Annotated in this window: 15 protein-coding genes; 8 read left to right on the top strand and 7 right to left on the bottom strand. The window is 31.7% G+C overall.

Going from position 1 to position 15,360, the window contains the following annotated elements; translation table 11 throughout:
- Positions 1-121 precede the first annotated feature (121 nt).
- Together APS56_RS00485 and APS56_RS00490 are read left to right on the top strand one after the other, a co-directional pair.
- Positions 122-1,075 carry a PhoH family protein gene (locus tag APS56_RS00485; protein WP_054723768.1) on the top strand — a complete coding sequence of 318 codons (954 nt, stop codon included), beginning with the start codon at positions 122-124 and terminating at the stop codon, positions 1,073-1,075.
- 230 nt (positions 1,076-1,305) lie between these two features.
- On the top strand, positions 1,306-1,818 hold the full coding sequence (locus APS56_RS00490; RefSeq protein ID WP_054723770.1) for a hypothetical protein: 513 nt from the start codon (positions 1,306-1,308) through the stop codon (positions 1,816-1,818).
- Between the two features lie 163 nt (positions 1,819-1,981).
- On the opposite strand, the gene APS56_RS00495 is transcribed toward APS56_RS00490, so the two are convergent.
- A complete protein-coding gene (locus tag APS56_RS00495; protein WP_054723772.1) occupies positions 1,982-2,410 on the bottom strand; it encodes a lipocalin family protein in 429 nt (142 codons plus the stop codon).
- 176 nt (positions 2,411-2,586) lie between these two features.
- Here APS56_RS00495 and APS56_RS00500 point away from each other — a divergent pair, with 176 nt between their 5' ends.
- On the top strand, positions 2,587-3,531 hold the full coding sequence (locus APS56_RS00500; RefSeq protein ID WP_054723774.1) for a phosphoribosylaminoimidazolesuccinocarboxamide synthase: 945 nt from the start codon (positions 2,587-2,589) through the stop codon (positions 3,529-3,531).
- 87 nt (positions 3,532-3,618) lie between these two features.
- Here APS56_RS00500 and APS56_RS00505 read toward each other — a convergent pair whose 3' ends face one another.
- The 3 genes from APS56_RS00505 to APS56_RS00515 form a co-directional block, all read right to left on the bottom strand.
- Positions 3,619-5,055 (bottom strand): hypothetical protein, encoded by a 1,437-nt coding sequence (locus APS56_RS00505; RefSeq protein ID WP_349267666.1) that lies wholly within the window; start codon positions 5,053-5,055, stop codon positions 3,619-3,621.
- Positions 5,056-5,254: 199 nt separating this feature from the next.
- Positions 5,255-5,962 carry a hypothetical protein gene (locus APS56_RS00510; protein WP_169786424.1) on the bottom strand — a complete coding sequence of 236 codons (708 nt, stop codon included), beginning with the start codon at positions 5,960-5,962 and terminating at the stop codon, positions 5,255-5,257.
- A gap of 111 nt (positions 5,963-6,073) precedes the next feature.
- The gene (locus APS56_RS00515) at positions 6,074-6,463 is read right to left on the bottom strand and encodes an acyl-CoA thioesterase (RefSeq protein WP_054723779.1); all 390 of its coding nucleotides are present in this window, start codon (positions 6,461-6,463) and stop codon (positions 6,074-6,076) included.
- 341 nt (positions 6,464-6,804) lie between these two features.
- On the opposite strand from APS56_RS00515, the gene uxaC reads away from it, so the two are divergent.
- Positions 6,805-8,217, top strand: a complete 1,413-nt coding sequence (gene uxaC / locus APS56_RS00520) for a glucuronate isomerase (RefSeq protein ID WP_054723781.1) — start codon at positions 6,805-6,807, stop codon at positions 8,215-8,217.
- A gap of 111 nt (positions 8,218-8,328) precedes the next feature.
- Here uxaC and APS56_RS00525 read toward each other — a convergent pair whose 3' ends face one another.
- The gene (locus tag APS56_RS00525; RefSeq protein WP_054723783.1) at positions 8,329-8,997 is read right to left on the bottom strand and encodes a bifunctional 4-hydroxy-2-oxoglutarate aldolase/2-dehydro-3-deoxy-phosphogluconate aldolase; all 669 of its coding nucleotides are present in this window, start codon (positions 8,995-8,997) and stop codon (positions 8,329-8,331) included.
- Between the two features lie 36 nt (positions 8,998-9,033).
- Entirely contained in the window at positions 9,034-10,074 is a 1,041-nt protein-coding gene (locus APS56_RS00530) for a sugar kinase (RefSeq protein ID WP_054723785.1), read from the bottom strand.
- Positions 10,075-10,322: 248 nt separating this feature from the next.
- On the opposite strand from APS56_RS00530, the gene APS56_RS00535 reads away from it, so the two are divergent.
- Positions 10,323-11,351: a LacI family DNA-binding transcriptional regulator gene (locus tag APS56_RS00535; protein ID WP_054723787.1), complete on the top strand. Its 1,029-nt coding sequence runs from the start codon at positions 10,323-10,325 to the stop codon at positions 11,349-11,351.
- Here APS56_RS00535 and APS56_RS00540 read toward each other — a convergent pair.
- On the bottom strand, positions 11,348-12,367 hold the full coding sequence (locus tag APS56_RS00540; RefSeq protein WP_054723789.1) for a LacI family DNA-binding transcriptional regulator: 1,020 nt from the start codon (positions 12,365-12,367) through the stop codon (positions 11,348-11,350). The genes APS56_RS00535 and APS56_RS00540 overlap by 4 nt on opposite strands.
- A gap of 127 nt (positions 12,368-12,494) precedes the next feature.
- On the opposite strand from APS56_RS00540, the gene kduI reads away from it, so the two are divergent.
- From kduI to APS56_RS00555, 3 genes are read left to right on the top strand one after another with little or no spacing between them, the layout of a single operon-like run.
- Complete coding sequence (kduI, locus tag APS56_RS00545) at positions 12,495-13,337, top strand: 5-dehydro-4-deoxy-D-glucuronate isomerase (RefSeq protein ID WP_054723791.1); 843 nt, start codon at positions 12,495-12,497, stop codon at positions 13,335-13,337.
- Between the two features lie 25 nt (positions 13,338-13,362).
- On the top strand, positions 13,363-14,154 hold the full coding sequence (locus tag APS56_RS00550; RefSeq protein WP_054723792.1) for a gluconate 5-dehydrogenase: 792 nt from the start codon (positions 13,363-13,365) through the stop codon (positions 14,152-14,154).
- A 33-nt stretch (positions 14,155-14,187) separates the two neighbouring features.
- Complete coding sequence (locus APS56_RS00555; RefSeq protein ID WP_054723793.1) at positions 14,188-15,360, top strand: BT3233 family polysaccharide utilization protein; 1,173 nt, start codon at positions 14,188-14,190, stop codon at positions 15,358-15,360.

A 15,360-nucleotide genomic window follows, 5' to 3' on the forward strand; every position in this document is an offset into this window, starting at 1 on the left:
TGGAAAAATGAGGTCTTATTTATTTAATCAAAAAATAGTGAATAAAACTAATACATCATTTGATTTGAGTAAACATTATTTCAAGTAACCTTAAATAAATTTAAAATAAAAACCTGCGCCTTTGAACGAAATTATAATTGAATTAGAAGAGATTACTCCAAAAGAATTTTTTGGAGCTCAAAATGCCAACATTGAACTCTTAAAAAAATACTTTCCAAAACTCAAAATTGTAGCAAGAGGAAATAAAATTAAAGCTTTTGGAGATGAAGAGCTATTAGAAGAATTTGACCGTAGAATCTCCATGCTCTTAAAGCATTTTGCAAAATATAATAAGTTAGATGAAAACACTATTGAACGTGTATTAACTAGCCAAAGTAGTGATGATTATACAACATCTGTACAAAGTGGAGAAGTAATTGTTCACGGTGTTGGCGGTAAACTTATTAAAGCTCAAACAGCAAACCAGCGTAAGATGGTGGAGTTAATGCGTAAAAATGATATGGTTTTTGCTATTGGCCCAGCCGGAACAGGGAAAACATATACAGGAGTAGCATTAGCTGTACAAGCTTTAAAAAACAAGGAGGTTAAACGAATTATTTTAACACGTCCAGCTGTAGAAGCTGGAGAGAATTTAGGATTTCTTCCAGGTGATTTAAAAGAAAAGTTAGATCCGTATATGCAACCTTTATATGATGCATTGCGTGATATGATTGCTCCAGAAAAATTAGCACATTATATAGAAAACGGCACGATTCAAATAGCACCATTAGCATTTATGCGTGGTAGAACTTTAGATAATGCTTTTGTTATTTTAGATGAAGGGCAAAATACAACCCATGCGCAAATGAAAATGTTTTTAACACGAATGGGAAAACACGCTAAGTTTTTATTAACTGGTGACCCTGGTCAAATTGATTTACCTCGCCGTACCATTTCTGGATTAAAAGAAGCGCTTTTAATTTTGAAAAATGTAGAAGGTGTCGGTATGATATTTTTAGACGATAAAGATGTTATTCGTCATAAATTAGTCAAAAAGGTTATAGAAGCCTATAAAAGCATTGAAAATAGAGATTAAAAATTAGTTTTTATTTACTGCAAAGGCTTACTTTTTTGATAAGGGTTATATATAATTGAAAATAAAAAAGCTGGTTACTAAATTAATTAGCTTTTTTGTTGTAAATCATATGGTTATAAATATTGTTTGTTGTGGTTTCTATTAATTCTATAAATTTTAATGAAAATACTGTAAATCATTTTTCTTTTAGGTTTTAGAGATTTGCATTCTAAACATTAAAAAAGAAAAAAATGAAAAAATTATTTTTAATAGTCGGATTACTTGGATTGAGCCCCATTTTTGCTCAGACAACAGATATTGAATTAACACCAAACAATTCTTGGTTAAAAGCAGGGTTAACAACAGGAGTTCCTGTTGGAGATGTTAGTGATGTGTCTAATTTTAATGTTGGCTTAGATGTAAGAGGACAATATTTGTTCAACCCCAATATTGCTGTTGGTATTGCTTCTGGTTACAATCATTATTTTGGAAAAGATGAGTTTGATGATTTTGGAGTGGTACCAGCAGCAGGTTTTTTTCGTTATTATTTTACACCAGACGGACTGTTTTTAGGAACAGATATAGGATATGGTTTTTTAACTAATAATGATAATAGTGGGGGAGGCTTGTATATTAACCCTCAAATTGGTTATCATAACAGGGACTGGAATTTTTATGCTTTTTATCAAAATACTTTGGCAGAAAATGATGTGGATTTACAAAATGTAGGCTTAGGGATTAGTTATAATATCAGATTCAAATAAAAAAAAAGGATAACAGGCGCACATTAAAATGTGTTTTTTTAAGGGAATATTACATTTTTATATGTTAAAATTAGTATCGAGAATTATTTGTTTTAAAATTGTTCTCGATACTTTTTTATTATTAAATCAAAAACGTATGTAAATTTGATTTAAATTAAAATATTTATTTTATACTTTGATATTTTGAACTACAACCTTCAATGCAAATTGCACCACTTGTGCGTGTTAGTATGAAATAATGGGAATAAAATTTTAAATTATATGTGATAAAACCATCTTCATTTTCAGAATCAGAACTAAAATCATCACACTCATATTTCAAGGATAAATTGTTTTCATCTATCGAAAAACTTCCTTGAGTACATTCCAGATATCTATTTGAAGTAAATGTTCCGTTTTCAAAAAATTCAATTTCTTCTCCATTTTCAATATCTATCCAATATTGAGGGCCTCCAGCACTAATGTGGGCTTCGGTTAATTCCCATGTTCCAGCTATTAAAGTTTCATTTGCAATGATTAATTCATCCATGTTTTCATCACAAGCAAAAAAAATAGAAAATAATGCTGTTATTAAATAAGTTTTATATTTCATTATGTGTTTTTTATTTATGATGTATATTTTTTCTAAAGGTTGCGTTTATACGCTTATTAAATTTTAATAAATAAACTTTAGTGATGTCTATTTATGTATGCTTTTTTTATTTAGACTTGTTTGTTTCACGAAAGGAAACAAATTACATTTGCAAAACAAACAACATAATACTTCTAATGAATACAATTATAGATACCAATTTCAATTTTCCAAAACAAAAAAATATTTATAAAGGAAAAGTAAGAGAAGTTTATAATATAAACGATGAGCAATTGGTAATGGTTGCTACAGATCGACTATCTGCTTTTGATGTTGTAATGCCAAAAGGAATTCCATACAAAGGGCAAATACTAAATCAAATTGCTACAAAAATGATGGCAGCAACCGAGGATTTGGTGCCAAATTGGTTAACGGCCACTCCAGACCCAAATGTAGCGGTTGGTCATTTATGTGAACCGTTTAAAGTTGAAATGGTTATTAGAGGTTATATGTCTGGACACGCTGCACGCGAGTACAAGGCAGGTAAAAGATTGCTTTGTGGGGTAACTATGCCAGAAGGGATGAAAGAAAATGATAAATTTCCTGAGCCCATTATTACACCAGCTACCAAAGCAGAAATGGGTGATCATGATGAAGATATTTCTCGTGAAGATATATTAAAACGAGGAATTGTTTCTGAAGCCGACTATATAGTTTTAGAAGATTATACACGCAAATTATTTGAGCGTGGTTCTGAAATAGCTGCGTCTAGAGGGTTGATTTTGGTGGACACTAAATATGAATTTGGTAAAACTAAAGACGGTAAAATTGTGTTGATTGATGAAATTCATACACCAGATTCTTCACGTTATTTTTATGCTGAAGGTTACCAAGCGCGTCAAGATAAGGCGGAATCTCAAAAACAACTTTCCAAAGAGTTTGTTCGCCAATGGTTAATTTCTAATAATTTTCAAGGCTTAGAAGGACAAACTGTTCCTTTTATGAGCGATGAATATATCAACTCCGTTTCTGAACGCTATATTGAACTTTATGAAAATATTACTGGTGAAACTTTTGTGAAAGCTGATGTTAGCAATATACAGGAGCGTATAGAGGCGAATGTTTTAGCGTATTTGAAATAAACCAAATTTTGTACTACAATATCTATATTGTTTATTTATTACCAAACATAATTTCAGAAAAGCTATTTATTTTAAGTTAAGTGTATTTTACTCTTCCTCAGGAAAAATAATATGCTGATAGGCCCCTAAGTCGGGAGCAATCGTTCTATCAACACCTAAAATGTCTGTGGGTATTTGGCTTGAAAATATTGTGTTCCCCAAATTGATAGCTTTAGAATCTGCACCTATAATCATATGGTTTAAATCAGGGTTTTTAAAATTTGGATCTTCGTTATAAATATTGTTTTCAAAGTGTAGAATATTGTTTAAGTCATAATTATCGCCTGTTAGATTACCATTGTTATTGTCAAATCGAATCAAGCAATTGGTAAATTTAAAATTGAAATCTACAGCAGGGTCTGCCTCTTCTTCTAATAGAATTTCAGGATTGTCATTTCCATAAATAATGCAGTTATTAAAATTAGCTTCATCTAAATCGGTAATGGTTATAACATCATCTTCATCAACTATAAAATTATTCAATAAAACGGCTGGGAATTGTCTGAATCCATTTTTCCAATAGTTAGTAAGTGTTGAATGTGTAAAATTGTATTTACCACCAAAGGTGCCTGCAAAAGAAGAAAGCCCTGCATTATTTATAACTACATTTTCACCTATAACAGAACTGTTTCTGGCAAGAATTCCAAAGTTACTGGAATTATATATTTGAGTATTTGTTATTGTAAGTTTGTTATCATCTGGGTCACCCTCACATAAAATACCCACAGCAGCATTTTTTATGGTTGCAAAGTTAATGGTGTTATTTAAGCTACCTTCCATGAGCCAGATGGCAGTCCACTGTCCTGGTATATTGGAAAAGCTTGTTTCCAAGCGGTCGCCTTCAAAAATCACTTCATTTTCAAGTAAATCAGGATCGGAACTCAGTGAGCCGTTAACTTGTAGTGAAGCATCAGGAAGTACCATTAATCCAGAATTACTATGAAAATGGATTCTTGCTCCAGCATCAATATTTAATGTTTCTCCATTTGGTACTACAGCAAAACCATAAATAACATAGGGTTTTTTATTAGTAAAATTAAGTTCGTTTGCTTGTAAAACCCTACCCTGTATTCCAGTATCGACTATTTCACCTCCAACATTAAACTGTAAGGTTTCAATGACTTTAGTCGTGTTATCTCTATCAGGATATATAAAAATAGCATCTTGAATTAATGAAACAAGTTCTACATTTTGCTGGTTGCTACCAACATCAAAATTTATAGCATCTATATATAAAAATTGGTTTCTGTCGGTAGATAGGTTTTGAATATCAAAAGTGGTTTCAACAAAAATAAATAAACTATCATTAGCTAGTATTTCAACATTTTCAAAAGTTTTGCCAGCCATGCCATCAATATTCAATCTATAGCCTGAATTTTCGCCTAACCGTAGCCTAACACTTGGCACAACAATATCGTCATCACTTCTGTTATAAACTTTTAAAGTGTAGGTGCTGGAACCTATATTTGTAAAGATGGTGTCCAAGTAAAGCGTGTCTGCGGAAAACTCTAAATTTCCGATACTGCGGGAGAATTCAAAGTCTTTACGACATGAACTCCAAAGCAATAAAAAACATATACAAAGGAAAAAATATAAGGTACGACGCATATCAAATTTAAATAAAGGCTAAAAATATAACTTTTGAAGGAATCATTTATTATAATAACCTGTATTTAAATTGAAATCATTCTTTTTTTGATTCGTTAATAACTGTTTTGAATGTATTGCTAAAGTTAATTAAAGAATCCAAAAGGAAGAATTGGTTATCTTTTTCCAATAGTTTTGAATCTAAATTTTGGGCATCGCAATACCCAAAAAATAAAGGTTTTAATTCTTCACTAATCTGCAAGTCGTCTTTTAACATTTTTTTGTTAAAAAATGAATCCTTGGAAAATAAAGAATCAAAGGTTCTGTAGCTTACCGTTTTAATAGGTGTTTCGTTTTTGTTTTTCGATTTGTTTTTAATGAAAACAGAAAACAATTTCTTAATCAAAAAGAAATGATTGACACCGCCAAAACTGGCTTGGGGCTGGTATTTATGCAAATTTCTCTTTATGTCCTCAGCTATTTCCAATTGTATATTTTGAGTGTTAAACGTTTTGTTTTTTTCATGGTTAAGCAGTACTTCCCCCAATTCGTTTACACTTTTTTTTAATTCTATTACAATTTTGTAGCCAAAATGGGCTTCTGATATTTTAATGCTTTTTTTTAAGTGGAACAACGATTGGAATACCAACGAATCGTTTAAAGATGCTTTTATGACAAAATCGCCGTGTTCGTTGGAAAATGTTTTGGTGTTTTGGGTAATATTTATGATTTCAATGCCTTTAGCGGTAGATTCATTGTCGTAAACCTTTCCAATAATGTTTTGGGAAGCCATTGAAAGGAGCAAGAGAAAAATTATGATTCTTAGATAAAACATTATTTTGATAGTATAGGTAATATCAAATTAATGTATTTTAATTGAAAAAATTAGACTACTTAAGATTCTTTTAAAGAAATATTAACGAAATAGATTGGTTATTTCAGGGGTTATTCGAGTTAAACGTTTTGTTTCAGAATCCATTAAGCACCAAGTAGTTTCAGATTTTGCAATGAGTTTTTGGGTTTGTTTGTTTATTATTTCAACAATGCGTTTGGACTTTACCCCAGCAGATTTTTCTATGTAAGTTTTAAGGACGATAACATCATTTAAAAGCGCTTCACTTTTATATTCAATACAATGTTTTATCAAAACCCAAAAACAGGTGTCTTTAATTTTTGGAGGCACTGCTAGCTGCCAATGTGCTTTTGCAACTTCTTGAACCCATTCCACATAACGTATGTTATTTACATGGTCTAATTCATCTAAATCGTCTTTACTAACTGTAATTTCTGTTTGATAGCTTTGCATTCATTAGGGCATATATTACAAAAGTAACTTTATTTTTTGTCTTATTTATATTTGATAAATAATTTCTACCCTTTGGTGTAGGACGGTTAGAAATAAAAGTCATTTTATATGCAAAAAAACAAGTAGATATATTAGAGAGTGCTAATTTAACCTAGGTGTAAGATGGTTTGCTTATCAAAAAAGAGGGTTGGGTTAATAATATTTGTAATAAATAAAATTTCTCTGTTTTTGGATTAAAAGGTGTCTTATTTTAATCTAAAAACCTATATTTTTGTTTTAACAAAGACTTAAACTATAGTGTGGATAAAAAACTCATGTAAACATTTATAAAAATTATATTAATGAATTTTAAAACCAATTTAAAATTTGATTTAGAATCTCTTTTTCTAAATTCAGATACAGCTAAAAAATTATATCATGATTTTGCAGCCAAAATGCCCATAGTAGATTATCACAACCATTTGTCTGCAAAAAAAATAGCAGAAAACAAGCCGGTTGAAAACATAACGGCGGCTTGGTTAAAAGAGGATCACTATAAATGGCGTGGTATGCGTGCTAATGGTATTGATGAAACTTTTATTACAGGTGCTGCTTCGGACTATGAAAAGTTTGAAAAATGGGCGGAAACTGTGCCCTATACTGTAGGAAACCCCTTGTTTCACTGGAATCAAATGGAATTAAAGCGCTATTTTGATATAGATGAGGTTTTACAACCTTCCAATGCTAAAGCGGTTTATGACAAAGCGAATAGTGTTTTAAAAGAAAAAACACCAGCACAATTGTTGGAACATATGCAAGTAAAAGTTGTTTGTACTACCGATGACCCAACGGATTCTTTAGAATATCATAAGCAAATAGCAGACGGTAATTTTTATACAAAAGTTCTACCAACTTTTCGTTCTGATGGTTTGTTTTTAATTGATGACGCCAATTTTCCCTCTTATATAAAAAAATTAGAAGCTTGTGTGGGATATATTATAACGTCTTTGCAAGACTATTATAAGGCTATTGATGATAGAATTGATTTTTTTCAATCTGTAGGCTGTAAATTATCTGATTACGGTATTGGAAGTCCGTTATTTGTAGAAGATTACACAGAAACAGAGGTTGCTGAAATTTTTAACAAATTTTTAAACAAAGAAACTTTGACTACTTTGGAAGTTGAGAAATTTAAATCTTGTTTATTGTTTTATTTAGCTAGAAAATATCATGAAAAAGGTTGGGCTCAGCAGTATCATTTAGGAGCTATTAGAAATAATAATAGAAGATTGCAAGCCAAATTTGGTTCGGATGCTGGTTGCGATTCTATTGGTGATTATACGATGGCACAACCGCTTTCAAAATTTTTAAATCAGTTGGATTTTGAAGGGAAATTAGCAAAAACCATTACATATAATTTGAACCCAGCATATAACGAAGTGTTTGCAACTATGATGGGTAATTTTAACAGTGAAGAAGTTCCTGGTAAAATGCAATGGGGTGCTGCTTGGTGGTTTTTAGATCAAAAAGATGGTATTGAAAACAATTTGAGAATATTATCAAGTCTTGGTTTATTAAGCAGATCTTTAGGGATGTTAACTGATAGTAGAAGTTTTTTATCCTTTCCAAGACATGAGTATTTTAGAAGAATTTTATGTGATATGTTAGGAAGCCAAATTGAAAAAGGGGAGTTGCCAAACGATATAGACTTTTTTGGAAAACTCGTAGAAAATATTTGCTATCATAATACGGTAAACTATTTTGAGTTTGATTAAGAACTATTTCTTAATTATTTCTTTGAAATGGCACACAAACAAAAAGACCAAAGTAATTTTAATTACTTTGGTCTTTTTTTATTGAATTCTTTAATTTTATCTAAAAGGCAATTACTTTCTAATAGATTTGATAATTTCTAAAGCCGATTTTACATCCTTTTCTAACTTTGCATAATCTTTATTAGCGATTATATCCTTAGAAATTAATTGTGAGCCCATCCCAACACAGGTTACTCCGGCGTTAAACCAACCTGTTAAGTTTTCAACAGTAGGAGAGACCCCGCCTGTTGGCATAATGCTGGTCCATGGTTGCGGGCCTTTAATACCTTTCACAAATTGAGGTCCGTAAATATCACCAGGGAACAATTTAACGATTTCACAACCTAACTCTTCAGCTTTAGTTATTTCAGTTAATGTTCCGCATCCAGGCGACCATAGTACTTTTTTACGGTTACATACAATAGCGATATCCTCTCTTAAAACAGGTGTAACAATAAAGTTTGCGCCTAAAGACATATATAAGGTTGCTTGTCCAGCATCGGTAACAGAACCAACGCCCATAATCATACCAGGTAATTCTTTAATAGCGTATTTGGTTAATTCACCAAAAACTTCATGAGCAAAATCACCTCTTGCTGTAAATTCCATTAAACGAGCACCACCATCGTAACATGCTTTTAATACGTTTTTACTTAATTCTAAATCATTACTGAAAAACAAAGGAACCATTCCTGTTTCTTTCATGACTTGTGCTACTTCTAATCTTGAAAATTGAGCCATTTTTTTAATGTTTAATTGTTATTTTGCACATTTGTATTATCTCGCAACTCTACCTGAAGCATCGCCCCCCATTAACTTATTAACTTCTTCAACAGTGGCTAAGTTAGCATCACCTTTGATAGTGTGTTTTAAGCAAGATGCCGCAACGGCAAAATCTAATGCGTTTTGGTCGTTATCAGGGTATGTCAATAAACCATAAATTAAACCGCCCATAAAAGAATCTCCACCACCAACACGGTCAACGATATCAGTAATTTGGTATTGACGTGTTTCTAACATTTTTTCACCATCATATAAAACACCAGCCCAAGTATTATGAGAAGCTGAAATAGATCCTCTTAAGGTAGTAATTACTTTTTTAGCTCTTGGGAATTTTTTCATCATTTGTTGACAAACAGATAAGAAAGCTTCTGCTTTAACATTGTGTCCAGCTGTTTGAACAGCAGCACCATCAGGTTTAATTCCAAAGTGCATTTCAGCATCTTCTTCATTGCCTAAAATTATATCGCAATATGATGTCAATTCAGTCATGATAGCTTCTCGATCACCACCATATTTCCATAGTTTAGCACGGTAATTTAAATCAGTTGAAATAGTGATGCCTAATCTACTTGCAGCTTTTACAGCTTCTAAGCATACATCTGCTGAACTTTGCGAAATAGCAGGTGTAATTCCAGTCCAGTGAAACCACTCAACACCTTCAAAAACAGCATCCCAGTCAATCATCCCTGATTGGATTGTAGACATAGAAGAATATGCTCTATCATATACTACTTTACTACCTCTAGATACAGCTCCTGTTTCTAAAAAATAAATACCTAAACGCTCACCACCCCATACAATTTTATCAACACCAACGCCTCTTTTTCGCATTTCCATCATAGCACATTCACCTATATCATTTTTTGGCAAACGCGTTACGAAATCACAGGAAATACCATAATTTGCTAATGATACAGCCACGTTAGATTCGCCACCACCATAAACAACATCAAAACTGTTTGCTTGTGAAAATCTTAAAAATCCTTCGGGAGCTAATCTTAACATGATTTCTCCAAATGTTACTACTCTACTCATTTTTTGTCTGTTTATTTATAATTAATTGATTTTTTTTATTCTAAATAACCTTTTTTTGTTCAATCGTTTGAACAAATCTTTTAAAAAAGAAATGCTTTATAAAAAAACACTTCATGGGTTATTATAAAAAAATGTTTGAATATACTTATTTTACTGGTGATTATAAGATAAAATAAAATGAAAAATCTTTTTTTTCTTATAAAAACCACTTAGTTTTGTTCAAACGATTAATCAAATATATAATATTTTTGGCAACAACAAAAAAATCTACTATAAAAGATATTGCAAATGTGTTGGGTATTACGCCCTCAGCAGTTTCAAAAGCTTTAAATAATCATCCTAGAATCAGTGTAAAAACCAAAGAGGATGTAATTCAAGTTGCTAAAAACTTAAATTATCAACCTAATCATTTGGCAAGTGCTTTAAGAAAAGGAAAAAGTAATTTGGTTGGTTTGATTATACCTAAAGCAAATAGTCATTTCTTTTCTTCAGTGTTACAAAGTATTGAAGAGATATTAAATGATAAAGGATATAGTGTAATTATTTCTCAATCTAATGAATCATATAAAAAGGAGTGTGAAAGTATTGATGTTCTTTTATTTACTCAAGTTGATGGTGTAATTGCCTCATTAGCCAATGAAACTTTAAATTTTTCTCATTATGAGAAAATAAAGGCCAATGGAATTCCATTAATTTTATTTGACCGTGGTGAAAATGATTTGGAGGTTGATTATGTAGGAATAAATGATTACCAAAGCAGTCATTTGATTGTGAATCATCTAGTTGAGCAAGGGTGTAAAAGAATTGCTCATATTGCTGGATACAGACATACAAGAATTTATAAAAATAGAATTATTGGCTACGTGGACGCGCTTAAAAAGCATGATTTACCAATTGAAAACGATTTAATTTTAGAAGGCAGTTTAAGTTTAGAAGATGGAAGAAAAAAAATGGAAGCACTTTTAAAATTACCAAATAGACCGGATGCTGTTTATGCAGCTGGTGATTTTGCTGCATTGGGCGCTTTGCAAGTATTAAAGGAGAACCAGATAAAGGTGCCCGATGAGATTTCATTAGTAGGTTTTGGTAATGAGCCATTTACTTCTTTTGTAAGTCCTTCTATAACAACAATCAATCAGCATAGTGAAGAAATAGGTCGATTAGCTGCAGAAGCTTTTTTGTATCGTATCAAAAACCCTAAAAAAAAGGTGTCCTTAAATAAAATGATATTGAATGCAGAATTGGTCGTTCGAGAATCTTCAAATAAAAATCCTTAACTTTTTTTACTAGAGTTTCTTATAATAAGCTCAGAATTAAGAACTGTTGAAGGAGTATCCGTATTTGTAGATTTACTTTCAATAAGTTCTAATAACAGGCTGGACGCTCTTTTACCAATGTCAAATGCAGGTTGATTAATGGTGGTTAAAGAGGGATCAATAACAGCTGAAATAGGGTCGTTGTTAAAACCAGCAACAGAAATATCTTCAGGGACTTTAATGCCTTGACTTTTAAAATATTGCATTGCAGCTATGGCAGCAGTATCATTTGCAGAAATTAAGCCGTCAACTGTCCCTAATTTTAATAATTTTTTAGCAGAATTAATTCCATCTTCTTCAGATAAATTTGATTCAAAAATATAATGGTCATTTACTTTAATGTTATGCTTTTTTAAGGCTGCTAAATAGCCATTTTTACGTTGCCTGTATAGCTCAATGTTTTGAGAACCAGAAAAGTGAGCAATATGCTTACAGCCTTCAAAAATTAGATGTTCTGTAGTCATAAAGCTAGCATGAAAGTTATCAATATTTATGTTGGTACAGTTTTCTAAATCACATGGTCTATCAAAAAAAATAATAGGATTGTTCAGGTTTCTATAAGCTTCCAAATGTTCATAATTTGTGGTTTCCATGGAGATGGAAATTATAACCCCATCCACTCGATTAGAAATAAGTGTTGACATTATCTTTTTTTCCCTATCAAGAATATCTAAAGTTTGGCAAATAATAACATTATAACCAGCTTCATAAGCTGTTTCTTCAATACCAGCAATAACCGTTGAAAAGAAATGACGTGAAATTCTAGGCAAAACAACAGCAATGGTATGTGTTTTGTTAGTGCGTAGATTAGATGCTAAACTATTTTTTTGATATCCCAATTCCTTTGCTTTTTGTATAACAGCATCTTTTGTTGTTTTTGAAACACGCGGGCTATCATTTAAAGCCCTAGAAACTGTAGAACTGTCAATTCCTAAGGATTTTGAAATATCATGAATGGTAGCTTTCTCTTTTTTCATTAAGTATTACTAATATATTTTATCAAAAAAATAATTCAGACAAATATAAGTAAAATCTATAATACAATCGATTGTATTTTTGGTTTTAATTTATTACTTTTGTGCAAACATTAAACGAAATTTAATTATGAGTACAAACTGTGAGGTAAGATATGCGGCCTCTCCGCGTGAAGTAAAAAAAATGGATACCGCTGAACTTAGAGATGAGTTTTTAGTAAAAGATTTAATGACGAAAGACGGTGTTAATTGGATATATTCCCACTATGATAGATTTATGGTTGCAGGTATTGTTCCTGTAAATAAATCAGTTGTTTTAGAAACGATTGATGCATTGAAATCTGAATTTTTTCTACAAAGAAGGGAGTTAGGAATTATAAATATTGGTGAAGCAGGTGTTGTTAATGTTGACGGAACAGAGTATGTTTTAGAGCATAAAGAAGCATTGTATTTAGGTCAAGGTAATAAAGAGGTTTCTTTTTCTAGTAAATCATCTAACAGCCCAGCTATGTTTTATTTGAATTCTACACCAGCTCATAAATCATTTCCAAATAAAAAAATAGGAACAAATGATGTAGAGGTTATTGAGTTAGGTGCTCCTGAAACAGCAAATGCACGTACTTTAAGAAAATATATTGTAAATAGTGTTGTAGATGTATGTCAATTGCAAATGGGAATGACTACAATTAAATCGGGTAGTTCATGGAATACTATGCCTGCTCACGTACATGACCGTAGGATGGAAGTCTATTTTTACTTTGAAGTGCCAGAAGATCAAGCTGTATGTCATTTTATGGGAGAAACAAATGAAACAAGACATATATGGATGGCTAATAATGAAGCAGTTATTTCACCACCATGGTCTATTCACTCTGGTTCAGGTACAAGTAGCTATAGCTTTATTTGGGGTATGGCAGGTGAAAACTTAGACTATGGAGATATGGATGTTTGTCCAACGAATGAATTAAGATAATCAATAAAAAAAGAAAATAAAAAGTATGTCAACAAACTTATTTGATTTAACAGGAAAAGTAGCATTAGTAACAGGAGCAGTTCATGGTTTAGGTATGGCTATGGCAAAAGGATTAGGTAATGCAGGAGCAACAATTGTTGTAAATAACAATTCTAATGATGCGTTAGAAGAAGCGGTAAAAGAATATAAAGCGTCAGGATTAAATGCATATGGTTATGTATTTGATGTAACTGATGATAAAGCCGTTGAAGAATCTATTGCTAAAATAGAAAAAGAAGTAGGTCCTATAGATATTTTAGTAAACAATGCTGGAATTATAAAAAGAACGCCTATTGTTGAAATGGAGACTAAAGATTTTGAACTTGTAGTAAAAGTAGATCTTGTAGGACCATTTATTGTTTCTAAGTATGTTGCTAAAAACATGATTAAAAGAGGCGGAGGAAAAATCATTAACATTTGTTCTATGATGAGTGAGTTAGGAAGAGATTCTGTAAGTGCATATGCTGCCGCTAAAGGAGGTTTAAAAATGCTTACAAGAAGTATGGCTACAGAGTGGGCAAAATATAATATTCAAACCAATGGTATTGGTCCAGGGTATTTTGCAACAAGCCAAACAGCACCAATTAGAGTAGATGGGCATCCTTTTAATGAATTTATTATGGGGCGTACACCAGCAGGACGTTGGGGTAATCCTGAAGATTTACAGGGAGCAGCGATATTTTTAGCATCTAAAGCAAGTGATTTTGTTAACGGTCATGTTGTTTATGTAGATGGAGGAATTCTTGCTACTATCGGTAAGCCTTCAAATGAAAGTTAAATCATAATTACTAACGAATTCAATATTATCAAAATGAAAAACGTAAAATCATTATTTTTTGTTTTAGCGATTATGTCCTTATCTGCTTGTTCTCAAAAGAATGCAGATAAAACAATTGTCGTAAAAAATTCACTTGATTTAGAAAGAACTTTTGAAACAGTAACGCTTACAAAAGATTTTTTGAAAGTTGAAGATTTGTCAAACCTTGGCATAAAAGATATTGAAACCAATGAATTGCAAATCACACAAACAGTTGATAATGATGAAGATGGTGTTTTTGATCAGTTGTTGTTTCAACCTAAAGTAGCAGCAAATTCAGAAAAAAAATATGTTGTTGTTGAATTGGCTGATGAAGAGAAATCAGAAACTATTGAGTATTGCTATTCTCGCTTTGTTCCAGAGCGTACAGATGATTATGCATGGGAAAATAACAGAGTTGCGTTTCGTGTTTATGGACCAGATGCACAATATCGAGCTGAAAATAACTTGCCGCAACCTACGCTTTCAAGTGGTGTAGATGCTTGGTTAAAAAGAGTTGAATATCCCATAATTAATAAGTGGTATAAAAAAGATACCGATAAAACAGGATCTTATCATAAGGATACTGGAGAAGGACTTGATAATTTTCATGTAGGTATAAGTAGAGGAGTAGGCGGTATAGCTGTTAAGAAAGACACAACATACTATTATTCTAAAAATTATACGAAATGGCGTACAATTACAACAGGCCCAATTAGAACGAGTTTTTATTTAGAATATGCTAATTGGGATGCTGGAGGAAACGAAATCATTGAAAGTAAAATTATTAGTCTTGATTATGGTAGTAATTTGAGTAAATTCAATACTACTATTCAGGGTGCGAATACAATATCAGCAGGATTAACACTTCATGAAAAGGATGGAGAAGTATCTGGTAGTGATGAAAATGCTTGGGTTAGTTACTGGCAACCACATGCAGATTCAGAAATAGGTACAGCGATTGTTGCACCTAAAAAATATTTCTCAGGTTTTGAAAAATATGATACAGAATCTAAAGACGAAAGTAATGCCTATGCACATTTAAAAGTGATTGATAATTCGGTTGTATATTATGCAGGTTTTGGATGGAAGAAAAGTAAGCAATTCAACACTAAAGATGAATGGGAGTCTTATTTAAATTCTTTTTCTAAAAAAATAGAAAACCCATTAGAAGTGACTTTGGAATAG

Origin of the sequence: Pseudalgibacter alginicilyticus, from assembly GCF_001310225.1 — a bacterium.
Taxonomy (GTDB): Bacteria; Bacteroidota; Bacteroidia; order Flavobacteriales; family Flavobacteriaceae; genus Pseudalgibacter; species Pseudalgibacter alginicilyticus.